This window comes from Actinomycetota bacterium, from assembly GCA_035759705.1.
GTDB lineage: Bacteria > Actinomycetota > CADDZG01 > JAHWKV01 > JAHWKV01 > JAJCYE01.
In genome coordinates this window covers 1-15,342 of the sequence record DASTUJ010000191.1, presented here as the reverse complement: position 1 = coordinate 15,342, position 15,342 = coordinate 1, and the positions used below count along the sequence as shown (strand labels likewise).

Here is a 15,342-nt window from a genome sequence, read left to right as displayed (position 1 = left end):
CAAAAATACTCGCTGGTGCCACAAGGCACTAAACCGGGTCGGTTTGACCGTACTCCCGCAGGTAGGCGACGGTGTAGCCGATGATGTCGTAGAAATCGTCGATGTGAACGTGCTCGTTGGGGGCGTGAAGGTTCGAGTCCGGGCGCCCGACCCCCGGGGGCGAGCAGATGGGAATCCCGAGGCCCTGGGCGATGGGGAACATCGGCCCGGTGGCCCACATGTACGGGTAGATGGTGACCGGGTCCTCGAACCACCCTTCGGCGGCCTTCTCAGCAGCCCGGCCGAGCGTGGAGTCCAGCGGGGACCGGGACGGGTTCTCGTGGCTCATCACGCTGACCTCGATGTCACCGAAGCCCTTGTCCTTCAGATGTTTGCGCACCAACCCGGCGATCTCGGTGCCGTCCTGGTCGGGCACCAGACGGAAGTCCACCTTGGCCATGGCCTCGGCCGGCAGGACGGTCTTCTGCCCCCCGGGGACCGTGTAGCCGGTTTCAAAGCCGGCGATGTTCGCAGTGGGGGCGTAGAGCAGCTCGTGCTTCAGGTCGGTGCCGGTCAACCCCTTGTAGAACTCGGTGATGCCAAGGCGCTTCTTCATCGCCTCCTCGTTGAACGGAATCCTGGCGATGAGCTCCTCCTCCCGCGGGCCGGGCGGGACGATCTTGTCGTGGAACCCCTCGATGACGATGTTTCCCTTGTCGTCCTTCAACGAGTTGACCGCTTTGAGGACGTGCCAGGCGGCCGAGGGGGCGTACACGGCGATCGACGAGTGCTGGTCGCCGGTCAGCGCCCTGTAACGCAGCTCGATGTAAAGAAGGCCTTTGCAGCCGTAGTACATCTCCGGCCGGCCGTCGAGGTCCATCCAGCCGCCTTCCCAGACGCAGTCGTCGGCCTTCAGTTCCTCGGCGTACGCCTGGCAGATCCGCTCGAAGTAGACGCTGCCGTTCTCCTCCTCGCCCTCGATGAGGAACTTGACCGTGTAGGGGAGCTGGCCGTAGAGCTCCTGGTAGACCTCCAGCGCACAGAGCCGGGCGATCAGGTCGCCCTTGTTGTCGGCGGCGCCCCGGGCGTACAGCCTGCCGTCCCGGACTGCCGGCTCGAACGGAGGAGAGATCCACAGGTTGAGCGGGTCTACCGGCTGGACGTCGTAGTGGTCGTAGATCATCAGGGTGCGGGTGCTGTCGGCGCCGACGAACTCGCCGAGGATCGCCTCGGGCGACCCGGGCACGGACAGCCGGGAGACCTTGGCGCCCAGTTCCAGCAAGCGATTTTCGAGCCACACCATCATCTCGACCCCCTGTCCCTCGGTGGCCACGCTGGGGATGGCGCAGGCCTCGGTGAGGTGGGCAAGAAAGCGGTCGGAGTACCTGGAGACGGCGTCGAGGATTCGCTGGCGTTCGGTCATGCGAATGATCCTAACCGCCGAACCGGGACCGCAACCCTTCGGGGGCCGGGGCTCGACAACAGAGCGGGCGACGAGAATCGAACTCGCACCACCAGCTTGGAAGGCTGGAGCTCTACCATTGAGCTACGCCCGCGACGTTCGAAACCTAGTCTACCGGCATGGGTCCGCACGCTGTGGCTCCCGCCCCAAAGTCACCCTCCGCAAGTGCATAACTCCCCGGCCGGGGCTAGGCTGGGAGGTCGAGTACGCCTAGAATTGAGCTAGGAACTTCCAATCGCCCGGAAGGAGAACGGCATGGCTCATCCCAACGAGGAAGCGCTCAGGCAGGGATACGAGGCATTCGGGAGAGGTGACATCGAAACCGTTATGGGGCTGTTCACCGACGACATAAGGTGGCACGCCCCCGGCCGAAACGACAAAGTCGCCGGAGACTACAACGGCAAACAGGAGGTCGGAGGGTTCTTCCAAAAGCTTATGGAGCACACCGGGGGAACCTTCAAGCTGGAGATCCACGACCTGCTTGCCAACGACGAGCACGGCGTCGCCCTTGTCAAGCTCACGGGGGAAAGAAAAGGTAAGTCGTTGAACTCGAACGATGTTCACGTCTGGCACGTAAAAGACGGCAAGTTCTCGGAGTTTTGGTCGAACCTGGACGATCTTTACGCTTTCGACGAATTCTGGGCCGACTAGGCAGTTTTAGTACCGAAATCACACAGCCGAAGCACTCGGTCCTGACAAGACCAACAACCTCAGGTAACCCATGGGAAGGCTGATCATCTCGACCCAGATGACCCTCGACGGCGTCTCGGCCCCTGGGTGACCGACTGGGCGATGGGCGAGCACGAGCGTGGGAGAACGGAATGAGGACGTTGCACATCGGCCTGCGGGTGGCCGATCTGGACCGCTCGCTCAAGTTTTACGAGTCCGTCGGCTACGAGGTCCTCGGCACCGTCCCCGAAACCCCCTTGGGCAAGCTGGTCATGCTCAAACTCCCGGGGGACGATTTCGTCACCATCGAGCTCGTTTACGATCCGGAAAACCACCCGAACCCCGGCACCGGACTCAGCCACCTGGTCATCCAGGTCGAATCAATGGAAGCCGCGACCGCCAAGCTCGCTACCCTTGGCGTTGAAGCCGAGGAGCCGGCCTCACACGGCTCAGACGACTTTTTCACATCGTGGATTGTCGACCCCGACGGGAACCGGATTGAGCTGGTCCAGTGGCCTGCCGGCCATCCCGACGGCATGACTGCGGAGGACTTTGCCGGCTGAGTCGGGATGGCCGGATTCGAACCGACGACCTCGGCGTCCCAAACGCCGCGCGCTACCAAGCTACGCTACATCCCGTAACCCTCAGTGTACCGACGCAGGCTGAAGTCGGTTCCACAATGAGGGGGGTGGGCGCCAGCCTCTACACTTAAGACACCGCGCTCGTAGCTCAACTGGATAGAGCAGCCGGCTTCTACCCGGCAGGTTGGGGGTTCAAGTCCTCCCGGGCGCACTCGTAAGGTACCGCCGCTGTGGCGGTAGGATGGTTACCTAACCACCTTTTATTCATCCAGCAAGCGCTCACCCTGGACCCGATGGCGCCGCTCCAGTCTCCCCAAGAAAAGAGGGAGCAGCCGTTGAAAACTCGTTCGGGGGCATCACGTGGACGCAGAGCGTCTCGCCAGAGTGATCGGCGCAGTCAGCGCAGCCGGGGACCCGGACCCCGCAACCTATCCGGCGCGGGTCTGTGTTGCCGGGGTTCATCTGCTCGGGGTCGACGCCGCAGGCCTGACCTTGATGACCAAGTCCGAGCTGGGGGCGGTATGGGCTTCCGATCAGCTGGCAGAAACGGTGGAGGACCTCCAGTTCGCGCTCGGCGAGGGCCCGGCGTTGGACGCACACGGGCTGGGACGCCCCGCCCTGGAGCCAAACCTGGCCGAGGCCGGCTCCCGGTGGCCGTTCTTCGCGCCCCAAGCGGTGGAACTGGGGATCTCAGCGGTGTTTTCTTATCCCCTCCAGATCGGTGTCATCCGCCTCGGAGCGCTGAACCTTTTCCGAAAGGAGCCGGGGTGGCTCTCCAAGGGCCAACTGTCGGACGCTCTGGTCCTGGCCGACGTCGCAACTCAGGACATCATCGACCTGCAGGCGGAAGGGTCCCTCCACTGGCCGCTGTCGGACCGTTTCGCCGAGCGGGCGCGGGTCCACCAGGCAACCGGGATGGTGGCGGCACAGATCGAGTCGGACATGGCCAACGCCCTGGCCCGCATCCGCGGGTACGCCTTTGCCAACGAGCTGACGATCTTCGAGGTGGCCGAGGAGGTCATCGCCCGGCGGCTCCGTCTAACCGCGCAGCCTTAGCCGGGAAGGAGGGGGTGCGATGAGAGAGGACCAACGACTGGTTCGCACCTTCGTCGAGCTTGCCGACACCTTGGTACAGGACTTCGACGTGGTGGACTTTCTCAGCACCCTCGCCCTGAGGTGTGCCGAGCTTCTCGATGCGGCTGAAGCCGGGATCATGCTGGTCCGACCCGATGGCGGGCTGCGGGTCGTGGCGTCCTCCAGCGAGCGGGCCCGCCTTTTGGAGCTCTTCGAGATCCAGAACCAGGAGGGCCCGTGCCTGGAATGCTTCCGAAGCGGCAAGCCCTCGGTCGCAGACGATCTGGAGAGCGAGTTCGACCGGTGGCCGATGTTCGCTCCCGAAGCTACCCGCGCCGGCTACCGCTCCGTGCATGCGCTGGCGCTCCGGTGCCAGAACCAGGTCATCGGCGCGCTCAACCTTTTTGGGACCACCCCCGGAGCCTTCAGCGCCGACGACCTGGTCTCGGCCCAGGCGATGGCCGACGTTGCGACCATCGGGATCCTCCAGCAACGCGCAATAGCAGAGGCGAGGATCCTGGCAGAACAGCTTCAGTCCGCCCTGAACAGCCGGGTGGTGATCGAGCAGGCCAAAGGAGTGTTGTCCGAGAGGGCGCAGATCGGAGTGGACGAGGCCTTTGAGATCCTCCGCCGATACGCCCGCAGCAACCACCTGAGGCTCAGGGAGGTCGCAGAAGCGTTCATCGAGAGCAGGCTCGTAATGGCAGACCTCGGCGCGACCGGGGCACCGTCGAAGGGCTAACCGCCCCCCCGATTGGCCCCTTGTTGCCACGTCCTGTCAGGAGTACAATTCAGGCACGCCTTCAGGCGCAACTGCCCCGGACCCCGGTTGTTTGGGTAACCGAATCGATTGGGGGGCAGCATGCCGGCAAACGACGAGCAGGGCACAGACCTCAACGCCCCAGTCCACGAAGCAGACGATCTATTGCTTGCTCGACTCTGCAATCCGAGCGCGAGGATCGCCCAGTACCTGCTGGAACCTCTGGGATTGGGCGACTGGCCGAAGCCAAGACAAAAGCTCGCCACCTCGTTCGAGGCGGAGGTCGGCTCCATCCTCCCGGCCCAGTAGCTAAGAGCCGTGCTTTTTCAGGTCCTCGATGCTGAGCAGGCTCGAGACGACGGCGGTAGCGACATCGTGTAGCCGCCGGTTGTGGTTCCTGGCGTAGCTGCGAAGCATGTTGAACGCATCGTCCAGGTTGACCTGTGCCCGCTCGGCCAGCACCCCCTTTGCCTGTTCGATGATCACGCGGCTGTTGAGAGCGCGCTGGAGCTGGTCGGCCAGTACCTTTGCCTCTCGCAGCGCCCGCTCCTGCAGGATGCTGATCGTGGCGATGTCCGCCATCGCCTGCGCTCCTGCCAGCTCGTGCGCCGCCAGAAGGCCGGGCGTGGCTCGGAACAGGTTTAGCGCACCGATGACCTCGGAGCGGAACCTCAGCGGAAGGCTGTGAACCGATCGGAATCCCGCTTCGGTTGCCTCGGCAGTGAACAGCGGCCAGCGGCTCTCCTTCAGGAGGTCTTCCACGTTGACCGGTTCCCCCGACTTGAAGCTGTCCAGGCAGGGGCCCTGCTCGTTCTGGAGCTCGAACAGCTCCAAAAGGCGAGCCCGCTCGCTGGAGGAGGCCATTACCCTTAAGCCCCCGCGCTGGTCTCCCAGCATCACCCCGGCTTCGGCGGCCTCAAACAACTCCGCCGTTCGGTTGGCGAGTGTGTGAAGAAAGTCCACCACGTCGAAGTCGGCGACCAGGGTATCGGCCAACTCTACGAAGGTCTTAGCGAGCAAACGTTCCGTGGACATTGTCGGGAAATCCTTCCTTCATCACACATCATAGGCGCAGAGCGACAGGCGAGTTCATCGGGCTCCAAAATCGATCGGCTAGGCTTCCGTTCGATTTGATTGCAAGCGGGAGTGTCTACGTCGCCAGCCCTCTGGGATTTTCTGTTCCCACGCGGCTCTTCTACGAAACCGAGCTTCTCGCCGCCCTGGCTGCGGCGGGCTTCGCCGTCCTGGACCCGTGGCAGCTTTCGCCGGGCTCAGATGTCCACGAGCCGGTAGACCCGATGGCCATCGGCGAGAAGAACGCTCGGATGATCGAGAAGGCGCATGCAGTTCTGGCGGTGCTCGACGGAACCGACGTGGACAGCGGCACCGCCGCCGAGATCGGGTACGCCGCGGCGCTCGGCCGGCCGGTGGTCGGCTACCGCACGGACATCCGGCAGACCGGAGAGGCCGGGGCCGTCGTCAACCTTCAGGTCGAGTACTTCATCCGGGTGAGCGGCGGCCGGATCACCTCGTCGCTCGACGAGGCTATCGCCCTTCTGGCTGAGATCTGTTCGGGCCTACCGGCCGGCGGAGCTGTTTAGTCCCAGCTCGGTGGTCAGCTTGCCCGGAGCGGCGCTCATCTTGACCAGGCCCATCCTCCGGATGGTGGCGATCGCCCGGCGCTGAAGCGCTTTCACCGATCCGATCCTTTTGCCGACAACCCCGGCGGTCTCCTCCAGAGTCAGTCCTCCGACGATCCGAAGAAGCATGATATCCCTCTGGTCGTCCGACAGGGCGTCCAGGACCCGGCGGATCTCCCCGACCGAAAGCCGGCCGAGGGCTTCCTCCTCGGCGTTGCCGGTTGGCGCCACCTGCTCCAGGGCCTGGAATTCGGCGGGTGCGGAGGGCTTGCGGGTACGGGCGCGTCTCTCGTCCGCTATGCGGTGGTGGGCAATCACGAACACCCAGGAGCGGAACTGCATCTCGTCGCCGGTGAAGCCGCTCAAGCCCCGTACGATTTGGACGAACACCTCGCCGGTAAGGTCTTCGGGCTCGCCGACGCCGTGCAGACGAAGGTATCCGGTGACTGCCGGTGCGAGATCCCGGTACAGGGTGCGCCAAGCCCACTCAGCTCCAAGCTGAGCGGCTCTCAGAATTTCGGGGAAGCCCTCGCCAACTGCCATCTACGGAAGTCTCCACCGACAGGAAAGTGACTGCCGTAGATGGCGGGCTGGTTGGCGAAGCGGGCGTTGCCCTCCTTTGAAACTCATCTGGCTAGCGTAGCTAGCGGATTACTTCTTGTTCGTCTTTTCGCCGGCGGGGGACTCCGTTTCCTCCTCAGACTCTTCCGAGTCGGTGTCCTCGCCGCCCCGGCTCTTGCCGGAGGCTGCCTCGGAGACCGCCCTGCCACGCTCGGGGCCGGGCTCGGTGGACTCGATTGCTTCGTGAACTGCGGCGCTGGTCTGGTTGTCCGACTCGTCGACATCCGCATCGGACTCGTCGACGTCGGGGTCGGACTCGCCGGCCGGCTTCTGGCGAGCGGCCTCGGAGACCGCTTTGCCGCGCTCGGGGCCGGGCTCGGTTGCGTCCTGGGCGGCGTGAACGTCGTCGCTGGAGCTCTTGCCGGAAGTGCCTTCGGTGCCTTCGGTGCCGTCGGTGCCGTCGGTGCCGTCATCGGTCGTGCCGTCGGTTTCGGTGTCGGTGACCTCGTCGTCCCCGGTGGGGAGGTCGATCCCGACCACCTCGGCGGCTACTGCAAACTTGTCCTGCACGGCGTCGGGAAGGCTTCCCGTTGCTGCCAGTGCGCCGGTGCCGGTCATCATGACCGCCACTCCGGCGGCAGCCAGCTTGGTTGTGAGTGAACCGAACAAAGAGCTGAGCACCACTTTCCTCCTTCGTGTTGGCAGCCCGGACGCCTGAATCTCAGGCCCGGTGGCTTTGCTTGCCGGTCTCGCGGCCGGTTCGCCTTTGTCTACGAGAAGATGAGCTTGCTCCAGAATCGTCTTCAGATGAGCCTGCTCGGCAGCCGGGCTGGGAGCGATGGCGGCGACCCTCTTGGCCTGTTCGACAAATAGCGACAGGCCGTCGGCCGGCGAATCGGCGGAGGGGGCCTTACCGTCGATCAGCCGATCAAAGGTGATGTGGGAATTCTGGATTTTTCTCATCTCGTATCAGTAACCGCCGGACCGGCCCGGAGGGATACTCCCTACAAACTTCTTTTTGGATGCGACCTGGGAACACCCGCCGGAGTGGCCTTCGGCGATTGGGGTAGGAACCCAACAATCAACGGAAGAAAGGAAGCCCCATGTCCGGAAAGAAGGGCGGCAACAAAGCCTTGAGGAAGGCGAAGAAAACCTTGAGGAAGGCCCGCAAGGCGGTGAAGGACCTGAGGAAAAAAGCCAGGAAGGACAAGGCCGCCAAGAAGGTCAACAAGAAGGTCAAAAAGGCCGCATAAACCAAAGGCCGCCCGCATTGCGGGCGGCCTGTGGAGCTTTGAGATCTAAACGGTTCCCGGGACCGCCTGGCTCGACTTGCCGTCTCCGCCGAACTCGACGTTCGGGTCGTTTTTGGGCGTGGTCTGGGTATCCGTAATGCCGTGCGGGAGTTCGATGTCGTCGGGCACGTCTACGCCCATACCCTCTGGGCGGTGCCGGCCTTTGGGAGTGATTACCGGGTCGCCCGCTGCGTCTTTGGCTTCCTCTACCATGGAATGCCTCCTCAGTCGTCGGTATGTTCCTTGTTTGTAGCTACCCGTTCCCTGGATGGGCAAAACGACGGGAGCGGGCTACGCATCCATGCTTCCGGCATCTCGCCGCCACCCCAAAAGGGCGCTCTCCGCCTGGCCGACCAGAAGCTGCATGATTTCGGCCACGGGGAGAACCTCGGCAATCTGTCCCGCAGTCTGCCCCGCCAGCGGGATGAGCCGGTGAGCCAAGCCGCTGCGCATTGCCTCACCGAGCTCGGCCCTCAGATGCCCGGCGTTTTCGGCGACCTCGGGCAGCCGGGCATTCCACTCATCGATGAATTCGGTCCTGAGAGATCGTGGGATCGCCGGCCACCCTCCCTCGGTCATCGGCGGCACGACGGACTCTGCGAAGTTGATCTTCACCACGTCCTCCGATTCGGAAGCAACGATCAGGCTTTTCCACTCCTCGCTGACTGCGCACTCGACGGATGCCAGGAAACGGGTGCCGATGTTGACCCCCGCGGCCCCCAGGATCAAGGCGGCCGCAAGACCGCGACCGTCGGCAATCCCGCCGGCCGCAACCACGGGCGTCGGTGCGACGGCGTCCACCACCTGGGGAACCAGGGTCATGGTCCCGATCGACCCTCCGAATCCCCCCGCCTCTCCTCCCTGAGCGATGATTACGTCTGCTCCCGCCCGGTTGGCGATGCGCGCCTGCGCGACAGTAGCCACCTGGTGCAGAAACCTGGCGCCGGCGTCGTGGGCCCGATCCACCAGGTCCCCCGGATCGCCCTGGGCGAAAGAGATGACTGCCGGAGCCGCGGCCAGCGTCGCCCGGAACGCCTCCTCGTTGAAAGGCCGGCGGGTGTGGTTCACGGCGAAGGGTTTGTCGGTCATCTGCCGGACCTCGCTGATTTGGCGCTCGATCTGCTCCGGCGTCTTGAGGGTGGCGGAGATGCTTCCCAGGCCTCCGGCGTTGGACACCGCCGCTATCATCTGCGACGACACATCCCAGGGGCCGCCGATCGCTCCCTGGATTACGGGAACCTCAATCTGCAACAGGTCGCATAGAAGGGTCCGGAGGACGCTTGCCATGGGCCCAACCTAGCACCGCAGGTTGGCTCCATCCAGAGCCGATTTGGCGTCAGGGGTTAAGGATCGCCCGGTCGATTTCGCCCGTCGTGGCGAAACCAGACAGGAGCATCGCTTCCTCCAGTTCGCGGCGCAGGATTTCCAATACGGTAAACGCCCCCTCCTCGCCGTCGACCGCGAGGCCCCAGAGGACCGGGCGGCCCACCAACACGGCCCCGGCGCCCATGGCGAGAGCCTTCAGGACGTCGCTGCCCCGGCGGATGCCGCCGTCGACCCAGACCTCGCAGGCTTCCCCCACCCGGTCGATCACGTGGGGGAGTGCGTCGCACGTCGACGGGGCGGTGTCCAGCTGCCGGCCGCCGTGGTTGCTGACGATCACCGCCTTTGCGCCCTGCTCCGCCGAGCGCCGGGCGTCGTCTCCCCGGCATACGCCTTTGACCACCACCGGCAGGTCGGTGGTGGCGCACAGCCAGTCCAGGTCGTCGAAGCTCAGCGCCGACTCGAAATGGGTTCGCACGTAGGCTGCCAGGCCGGATCCTTCGACCTCCGGGAATTCGCCCTTGCCGACCGGTGCGACGTTGGCAACGGTCATGCCCGGCGGCAGGCGGAAAGCGTTCCGGGCATCCCGTTCCCGGTTCCCCCAGCCCGGCGCGTCCACGGTAAGGACTATGGCCTCCGCCCCGGCCGCCTCGGCCCGGGCGATCAGTTCCCGGGTCAGCCCCCGGTCCTTGTATATGTAGAGCTGGAACCACTTGGGGCTGGAGGCTTCGGCGAAGACATCCTCCATAGCGGTGGTCGATAGCGAGCTCAGGCAGAAGGCGGTCCCGGCGCGGCCCGCGGCCCGGGCGGCTGCGACCTCTCCGACCGTGCAGGCAAGCTTGTGAAACGCCGTCGGGGCGACCAGCACCGGCATCGAGACCCGCCGGCCGAGAACTGTCGTGCCCAGGTCGATCTCGCCGACCCCTGCCATCACGCGGTAATACAACTTCAATCGTTGCCAGGCGTCGACGTTGTCCCTCAGGGTGAATTCGTCGAGGGCCCCGCCGGCGTAGTAGTCGAAGACGTCGTGCTGCAGCGCTTCTTCGGCTGCCCTGCCGAAATCGGAGACGTTGAGAAGCTCGGATGGTTTCACGTAGCCAAGAATATTCGCAACGACGTCTTGTAATGTGCGGTTCCGTGGATTACACCGGAAGGCTCTGATGTCTACACGGGAGGCCGGGATGGTTGGAGCGCAGGTCGTAGGAGTGGTGCATCGATGAGCGGGTTCCTCCTGGAGGAGATGCAGATCCCCCATATGCGTTACGGCCCCGAGGACATCCGGCTCGAACCCACCCCCAAACGGGTCCGCGCCTTTGCAGCAGGTGAGCTTGTCGTGGACAGCAACCGGGCGCAGATCATGTTCGAGGCCGGCTACCTCCCCGTCGTCTACGTCCCCAAGGACGACGTCCGTATGGAGTTGCTGAAGCCCCAGGCGTCGGACCGGCCTGCGGGACGGAAGGGCCCGGCCACTGTGTGGGCCGTGGTATCGGAGTCACGTACCGTGGAGGAGGCTCTTTTCTCCTACGAAGAATCGCCGGACGGGTGCCCGGACCTCAGCGAGCTGATCGGGATGTACTGGGCCCGGATGGACACGATCTTCGAGGAGGAAGAGGAGGTTTTCGGCCACGCCAGGGACCCGTACCACCGCGTTGAGGTGCTTCGCAGCTCCAAGCACGTCCGGGTGTTGGTGGGCGACGTGACCCTCGCTGAGACCAACCGCCCCATGATGCTGCTGGAGACCAACCTGCCGGTTCGGTACTACATCCCCAAGCTGGATGTGCGTTTCGACCGGCTGACTCCGTCGGATCACACCAGCATGTGTCCCTACAAAGGCAAGGCCACGCAGTACTGGTCTGTTCCGGACGGAAAGAAGAACGTTTGCTGGAGCTACCCGTTTCCCCGGCTGGAGTGCTCTTTGATCGCCAACCACGTGGCCTTCTACTCCGAGTTGGTCGACGTCTACGTCGACGGGGTCAGGCAGGACAGCCGGGACTCACCCTTCGCCTAGCTCCCGTTGCCGGTGGACCGTTCCATCCGGGCCGCCAGGTTCCGAACGTAGTCGATCAGCTCGGGGGGCTCGAGGATCTCGAAGTCGACCCCGAACCAACCCATCCAGGCGGCCAGCCACTCCAGGGAGTCGCCGGTTGCCCGCAGGATGCAGGTGTTCTCGTCGACCTCCTCCAGCTGGGCGTCGGAAGAACGCACCTTGTCGGCGAGCTCGGTCAGCGGAGCGTGCAGCCGCACCACCAGCTGGTACCGGGTGTAGGTGGAGGCAATGGCGCTCTGGACGTAGGCGGCTGCGTCCTCGGCCGGCAGCTCACGGGGGTGGAAGTGGATGCCCTGGGTCTCGCAGGCACTCAGTCGATCCACGCGAAAGGTCCGCCAGTCGTGGCGGTCGACGTCCCAGCACACCAGGTACCACCGCCGCCCGGCGGAGACCAGGCGGTGCGGCTCCACCAGCCGCTTGGTGTCGGCTCCGTCCTTCGCCGTGTAGTCGAAACGCAGCCGCTCCAGGTCCCGGCAGGCCTGGACGATGCAGATGAGGGTGTCCGGGTCTACCGTCGGGCCGGAGTTGCCGGCGTAGGTCATGGGAACCGTGTAGGTCTGGAGAGCGTTCACCTGCCGGCGCAGGCGGGAGGGGAGGACCTGCTCGACCTTGGCGAGGGCCCGCACCGATGCTTCGTCGATGCCGGCGACCGATCCGCCGGCTGCGAAGCGCAGGCCGACGGCGATGGCCACCGCCTCCTCGTCGTCCAGCAGCAGCGGCGGCATGGATGCGCCGGCTTGCAGGCGGTACCCGCCGGCGACCCCGGCGCTGGCGTAAACCGGGTAGCCGAGCTCCCGCAGCCGGTCGATGTCCCGCCTGATCGTTCGGGGGCTTACCTCGAGGCGCCCGGCGAGCTCACTGCCCGACCAGTCGCGATGGGTCTGCAGCAGGGACAAGAGGCGGAGGATCCTCGATGTCGTGTCGCTCATGAAGGAATTCTTGCACCAATTGCGGTCAGCTTCTGACCTCGTTCGGGGGTAGCTTGGGACCATGACAAAAGTGCTCGACGCCCGGGCCCTGAACCGGGCGACACTCGAACGGCAGATGCTTCTCAAAAGGGTGGAACGGCCGGCCGTCGAGGTCGTCGAGCATCTGGTCGGCCAGCAGGCCCAGGTTCCGGGCGACCCATACACCGGTCTGTGGTCCCGCATCGAAGGATTCGACCCCGACGAGCTGGCCCAACTGATGCTCGACCGCAAGGTGGTTAGGTGCGGCCTGATGCGCGGCACCATCCACCTGGTGACCGCCCGGGACGCTCTGGCGCTCCGTCCGTTGATGCAGCCGTGGTTCGACCGCACCTACCGGGGCAGGTCATTCGCCGGCAGGCTGGGCGACGACCTGGACGGCGTGAGGGACGATGCACTCGAGCTGTTGCGGGAGAAGCCGCGAACCAGGGCCGAGGTCAAGGCGTTGCTCGCAGAAAGGTGGCCGGACCACGCTCCGGACGCGCTCCAGTACGTCCTGCCTCTGATCCCGGCGGTGCAGGTGACCCCCCGCGGCGTGTGGGGCCAAAGCGCCCAGGCCCGGTGGGCCTTGACCGAGCATTGGACCGGCCCGGACCCGGGAGCCGCGATCTCCATCGACCAGGTCGTGCTCAGGTACCTCGCCGCCTTCGGGCCGGCGACAGTCTCCGATGTCCGGCAGTGGTGCGGGATCACGAAGCTAAAGGAGGTGGTCGAGCGCCTGCGGCCTCAGCTGGTCACGTTCCGGGATGCCAACGGCAAAGAGCTCTTCGACCTCCCCGACGCTCCCCGTCCCGACCCGGGGGCCCCGGCGCCGCCGAGGTTCTTCCCCGAGTACGACAACGTCTTCATCTCCCACGCCGATCGTTCCCGCATGGCGCCGGAGGAGTTTCGGGGGAAGATGGGCGCCGCCTGGCTGGCGACGGAGAACCGCAACGTCGCAACCGGGCCTCTGCCCCCGCAGAACCTTCCGCTCAGCTGGTCGATGTTCTCGGTGGACGGGTTCCTCTCCGGAACCTGGAAGGCGCAGCTACGTGACGGCCGCCCCACCCTCCTGCTGCAGCCGATGGTCCGGATCTCCGACGACGAAGCCGAGGAGCTGGCAGCGGAGGGTCAACGCCTGCTGGCCTTCCTGACCGGTACTGCGGAACCCGGCCTTCTCGAGGTTGAGTTCGTGAGTTAGGTGTGCGACCTCGAGTAACGGCGGCGGTTCGCTGCCGGGCTCAGCAGCAGGAAGCCGAAGACGATCAGGTTGCAGGCCAGACCCAGCAGAGGAAGGGTGTCGGTGCCGGTTCGGACCAGCGCCTTGGCCGGCGCCGCCGGGGACGGAGCTGCCACTGCGGGCGCTGGCGCGGCGGTTGGAGCCGGAGTCTGGGCGGCGACGGCCGGAGGGGTGATTACGCCCAGCGCCGCCGGAGCGACCGGGGTGACAACAGCCGGCACCTGGATCCTCGGGACAATCGGAACCACCGGCGGGGTGATCACCGGGCCGGCGGGCGGAGCGGTGATGGTGATGGTTGCTTCGTCGAAGCCGGATGTGGTGTTGCCTTCGTCGTCCCGGCCGGTTGCCGTCACCCGGTCGGTTTCCTGCGCCCCGTTACTACCGATCGCGGCCACCGTGAAGCTGCAGGTGAAGGAGTTGTTCGGTCCCGGGGACGCGGCGAGGCTCATGTTGATTCCGGCGCCGCAGGTGGAGCCGGTCAGGGTGGCCAGGTTCCCGTAGATGCTGTCGGTTATCGAGGTGATCCGGAGCGGCTCGACGCTGGTGTTGGTGACGACCACGGTGAAGGTGAAGTTGCCTCCGGGCTCGGGCAGGGAGACCGGACTTGCGGTCTTGCTCACCGTTAGAGAGGGCAGGGCGTCGGTGAGCGAGACGGTCGCCTCGTCCGATCCGGTGGCCGTCTGCCCGCCCGATCCGCCGACCGTCGCAGTAACCGTGTCGTTCTCGGTGTCGCCCGCGTTCCCGTTGAAGGTGCCTGTGAAGGTGCATGACGCCGCCGCACCGGGGGCCAGGATGTCGCCGATCAGGGTGCTACAGGTGGAGCCGGCGGCGGTGGCAAGGTTGCCGTAGACGTTGTCGGTGATAGTCAAGATGGTTATCGGCGCAGCGGAGGTGTTGGTCATTCCGACGGTGAAGGTGAAGACACCCCCGGGTTCGGGCAGGGTGCCGGGGCCGGCGGTCTTTGTAACGGCGACGCTGGGCGCGACGACGGGCGCGGCGATGACGGTAACCGTCTCGTTGGGGGCTCCGCAGGTAGTGGCGAAGGCGTCGTTGACCGAGTCGCCGTTGTAATCGACTACGAATAGATAGGTGCCGGGCGCGCTGGGCGTGAACGCCGGCGACGAGGTGTAGAGGCCGTTGCCTGCCGCAGTGACCGGGATTGCGTCCGAGGTGTAGGCCGGCGGGCCGGCGCAGGTTGGGTCGTTGGGGCCGTATGCGGAGAACACGAGGCTGCCGCGATCGGGCGATGCGGCCAGGCCGGTCACCGTCGCGGTGTCGGTTACGGCGCCGCCGACCGTCACCTGGGCAGCGGACACCTGTGTGGTGACGGTGGGCTCGCCCGGGCCGGCCCCTGCACAATCGTTGGTGATGGTGTTGGTGTCCAGGGTCACTGCTGCGTTTCGGGCCAGCGCCCGACCCTCCAGCGTTGCGCCGGTGGTCATCGTGATCGAAGCAAGGGACAGGATCGTCCCCCGAAGGGTCGAGGCGGTGCCGAGGGTTGCCGAGCTGCCTACCACCCAGAAGACGTTGCACGGGCTGGCGCCGTTGATGAGGTTCACGTTGCTCCCTGAGCCGGTGATCAGGGTTGAGGCCGCCTTGAATATCCAGACGGCGTTGGGGTCGCCCTCGGCGTCGAGCGTGAGGGTTCCCGTGATGCCGAAGGTTCCCGCGGCCGAGTCGTAGATGCCGTGGGTCAGCACCTGGCCGCCGAGCTCGGTGCCGACGGTGGTGACGGGTGTTCTGCCGGCAGCGTCGACGTAAGCCGTGACG

General features: G+C 65.4%; 17 protein-coding genes, 3 tRNA genes, 1 pseudogene and 1 riboswitch. Of the genes and pseudogenes, 10 read left to right on the top strand and 11 right to left on the bottom strand.

Translation table 11 applies throughout. The features are described from left to right. Positions 1-28: 28 nt before the first annotated feature. Together VFV09_13235 and VFV09_13230 are read right to left on the bottom strand one after the other, a co-directional pair. A complete protein-coding gene (locus VFV09_13235; protein HEU4868673.1) occupies positions 29-1,402 on the bottom strand; it encodes a M20/M25/M40 family metallo-hydrolase in 1,374 nt (457 codons plus the stop codon). 62 nt (positions 1,403-1,464) lie between these two features. Continuing rightward, a tRNA-Gly gene (locus tag VFV09_13230) sits at positions 1,465-1,535 on the bottom strand. A 161-nt stretch (positions 1,536-1,696) separates the two neighbouring features. Here VFV09_13230 and VFV09_13225 point away from each other — a divergent pair. Further along, positions 1,697-2,092 (top strand): nuclear transport factor 2 family protein, encoded by a 396-nt coding sequence (locus VFV09_13225; protein HEU4868672.1) that lies wholly within the window; start codon positions 1,697-1,699, stop codon positions 2,090-2,092. Positions 2,093-2,262: 170 nt separating this feature from the next. Further along, entirely contained in the window at positions 2,263-2,673 is a 411-nt protein-coding gene (locus VFV09_13220) for a VOC family protein (GenBank protein ID HEU4868671.1), read from the top strand. Between the two features lies 1 nt (position 2,674). Here VFV09_13220 and VFV09_13215 read toward each other — a convergent pair. Continuing rightward, positions 2,675-2,748 (bottom strand) — tRNA-Pro (locus VFV09_13215). An 80-nt stretch (positions 2,749-2,828) separates the two neighbouring features. Here VFV09_13215 and VFV09_13210 point away from each other — a divergent pair. From VFV09_13210 to VFV09_13195, 4 genes are all read left to right on the top strand, one after another. Further along, positions 2,829-2,902 (top strand) — tRNA-Arg (locus tag VFV09_13210). Positions 2,903-3,051: 149 nt separating this feature from the next. Further along, positions 3,052-3,747 carry an ANTAR domain-containing protein gene (locus VFV09_13205; GenBank protein HEU4868670.1) on the top strand — a complete coding sequence of 232 codons (696 nt, stop codon included), beginning with the start codon at positions 3,052-3,054 and terminating at the stop codon, positions 3,745-3,747. A 19-nt stretch (positions 3,748-3,766) separates the two neighbouring features. Next, positions 3,767-4,507, top strand: coding sequence for a GAF and ANTAR domain-containing protein (locus VFV09_13200; GenBank protein ID HEU4868669.1), 741 nt, complete (start codon positions 3,767-3,769; stop codon positions 4,505-4,507). Between the two features lie 120 nt (positions 4,508-4,627). Continuing rightward, on the top strand, positions 4,628-4,834 hold the full coding sequence (locus tag VFV09_13195) for a hypothetical protein (GenBank protein HEU4868668.1): 207 nt from the start codon (positions 4,628-4,630) through the stop codon (positions 4,832-4,834). On the opposite strand, the gene VFV09_13190 is transcribed toward VFV09_13195, so the two are convergent. Then, positions 4,835-5,521: a GAF and ANTAR domain-containing protein gene (locus VFV09_13190; GenBank protein ID HEU4868667.1), complete on the bottom strand. Its 687-nt coding sequence runs from the start codon at positions 5,519-5,521 to the stop codon at positions 4,835-4,837. A 134-nt stretch (positions 5,522-5,655) separates the two neighbouring features. Between VFV09_13190 and VFV09_13185 the strand changes: the two genes are divergently transcribed. After that, entirely contained in the window at positions 5,656-6,126 is a 471-nt protein-coding gene (locus tag VFV09_13185; GenBank protein HEU4868666.1) for a nucleoside 2-deoxyribosyltransferase, read from the top strand. On the opposite strand, the gene VFV09_13180 is transcribed toward VFV09_13185, so the two are convergent. Next, complete coding sequence (locus VFV09_13180) at positions 6,103-6,708, bottom strand: RNA polymerase sigma factor (protein HEU4868665.1); 606 nt, start codon at positions 6,706-6,708, stop codon at positions 6,103-6,105. The two genes, VFV09_13185 and VFV09_13180, sit on opposite strands and share 24 nt — an antisense overlap. Before the next feature lie 108 nt (positions 6,709-6,816). Continuing rightward, positions 6,817-7,407 (bottom strand): hypothetical protein, encoded by a 591-nt coding sequence (locus VFV09_13175; GenBank protein ID HEU4868664.1) that lies wholly within the window; start codon positions 7,405-7,407, stop codon positions 6,817-6,819. 16 nt (positions 7,408-7,423) lie between these two features. Beyond that, a riboswitch (cyclic di-GMP riboswitch) is annotated at positions 7,424-7,501 on the bottom strand. 328 nt (positions 7,502-7,829) lie between these two features. Here VFV09_13175 and VFV09_13170 point away from each other — a divergent pair. Further along, positions 7,830-7,979, top strand: a complete 150-nt coding sequence (locus VFV09_13170; GenBank protein ID HEU4868663.1) for a hypothetical protein — start codon at positions 7,830-7,832, stop codon at positions 7,977-7,979. A gap of 45 nt (positions 7,980-8,024) precedes the next feature. Here the strand turns inward: VFV09_13170 and VFV09_13165 are convergent, their stop codons facing one another. From VFV09_13165 to VFV09_13155, 3 genes are all read right to left on the bottom strand, one after another. Continuing rightward, the gene (locus VFV09_13165; GenBank protein HEU4868662.1) at positions 8,025-8,231 is read right to left on the bottom strand and encodes a hypothetical protein; all 207 of its coding nucleotides are present in this window, start codon (positions 8,229-8,231) and stop codon (positions 8,025-8,027) included. Positions 8,232-8,309: 78 nt separating this feature from the next. Beyond that, positions 8,310-9,305, bottom strand: coding sequence for a nitronate monooxygenase family protein (locus VFV09_13160; protein ID HEU4868661.1), 996 nt, complete (start codon positions 9,303-9,305; stop codon positions 8,310-8,312). A 49-nt stretch (positions 9,306-9,354) separates the two neighbouring features. Next, entirely contained in the window at positions 9,355-10,434 is a 1,080-nt protein-coding gene (locus VFV09_13155) for an alpha-hydroxy acid oxidase (protein ID HEU4868660.1), read from the bottom strand. 123 nt (positions 10,435-10,557) lie between these two features. On the opposite strand from VFV09_13155, the gene VFV09_13150 reads away from it, so the two are divergent. After that, positions 10,558-11,349 carry a DUF427 domain-containing protein gene (locus VFV09_13150; protein HEU4868659.1) on the top strand — a complete coding sequence of 264 codons (792 nt, stop codon included), beginning with the start codon at positions 10,558-10,560 and terminating at the stop codon, positions 11,347-11,349. Here VFV09_13150 and VFV09_13145 read toward each other — a convergent pair. Continuing rightward, the gene (locus VFV09_13145) at positions 11,346-12,317 is read right to left on the bottom strand and encodes a YafY family protein (GenBank protein HEU4868658.1); all 972 of its coding nucleotides are present in this window, start codon (positions 12,315-12,317) and stop codon (positions 11,346-11,348) included. The two genes, VFV09_13150 and VFV09_13145, sit on opposite strands and share 4 nt — an antisense overlap. Positions 12,318-12,378: 61 nt before the next feature. Here VFV09_13145 and VFV09_13140 point away from each other — a divergent pair, with 61 nt between their 5' ends. Beyond that, on the top strand, positions 12,379-13,533 hold the full coding sequence (locus tag VFV09_13140; GenBank protein HEU4868657.1) for a winged helix DNA-binding domain-containing protein: 1,155 nt from the start codon (positions 12,379-12,381) through the stop codon (positions 13,531-13,533). A 1,403-nt stretch (positions 13,534-14,936) separates the two neighbouring features. Here VFV09_13140 and VFV09_13135 read toward each other — a convergent pair. Continuing rightward, positions 14,937-15,342 (bottom strand): annotated as a pseudogene (locus VFV09_13135) (ice-binding family protein).

Bases quoted from the DNA above. Each gene is read 5' to 3' on its own strand.
- VFV09_13235 (HEU4868673.1), bottom strand. From the start codon at position 1,402: ATGACCGAACGCCAGCGAATCCTCGACGCCGTCTCCAGGTACTCCGAC.
- VFV09_13225 (HEU4868672.1), top strand. From the start codon at position 1,697: ATGGCTCATCCCAACGAGGAAGCGCTCAGGCAGGGATACGAGGCATTC.
- VFV09_13220 (HEU4868671.1), top strand. From the start codon at position 2,263: ATGAGGACGTTGCACATCGGCCTGCGGGTGGCCGATCTGGACCGCTCG.
- VFV09_13200 (HEU4868669.1), top strand. From the start codon at position 3,767: ATGAGAGAGGACCAACGACTGGTTCGCACCTTCGTCGAGCTTGCCGAC.
- VFV09_13195 (HEU4868668.1), top strand. From the start codon at position 4,628: ATGCCGGCAAACGACGAGCAGGGCACAGACCTCAACGCCCCAGTCCAC.
- VFV09_13180 (HEU4868665.1), bottom strand. From the start codon at position 6,708: ATGGCAGTTGGCGAGGGCTTCCCCGAAATTCTGAGAGCCGCTCAGCTT.
- VFV09_13170 (HEU4868663.1), top strand. From the start codon at position 7,830: ATGTCCGGAAAGAAGGGCGGCAACAAAGCCTTGAGGAAGGCGAAGAAA.
- VFV09_13165 (HEU4868662.1), bottom strand. From the start codon at position 8,231: ATGGTAGAGGAAGCCAAAGACGCAGCGGGCGACCCGGTAATCACTCCC.
- VFV09_13160 (HEU4868661.1), bottom strand. From the start codon at position 9,305: ATGGCAAGCGTCCTCCGGACCCTTCTATGCGACCTGTTGCAGATTGAG.
- VFV09_13150 (HEU4868659.1), top strand. From the start codon at position 10,558: ATGAGCGGGTTCCTCCTGGAGGAGATGCAGATCCCCCATATGCGTTAC.
- VFV09_13145 (HEU4868658.1), bottom strand. From the start codon at position 12,317: ATGAGCGACACGACATCGAGGATCCTCCGCCTCTTGTCCCTGCTGCAG.
- VFV09_13140 (HEU4868657.1), top strand. From the start codon at position 12,379: ATGACAAAAGTGCTCGACGCCCGGGCCCTGAACCGGGCGACACTCGAA.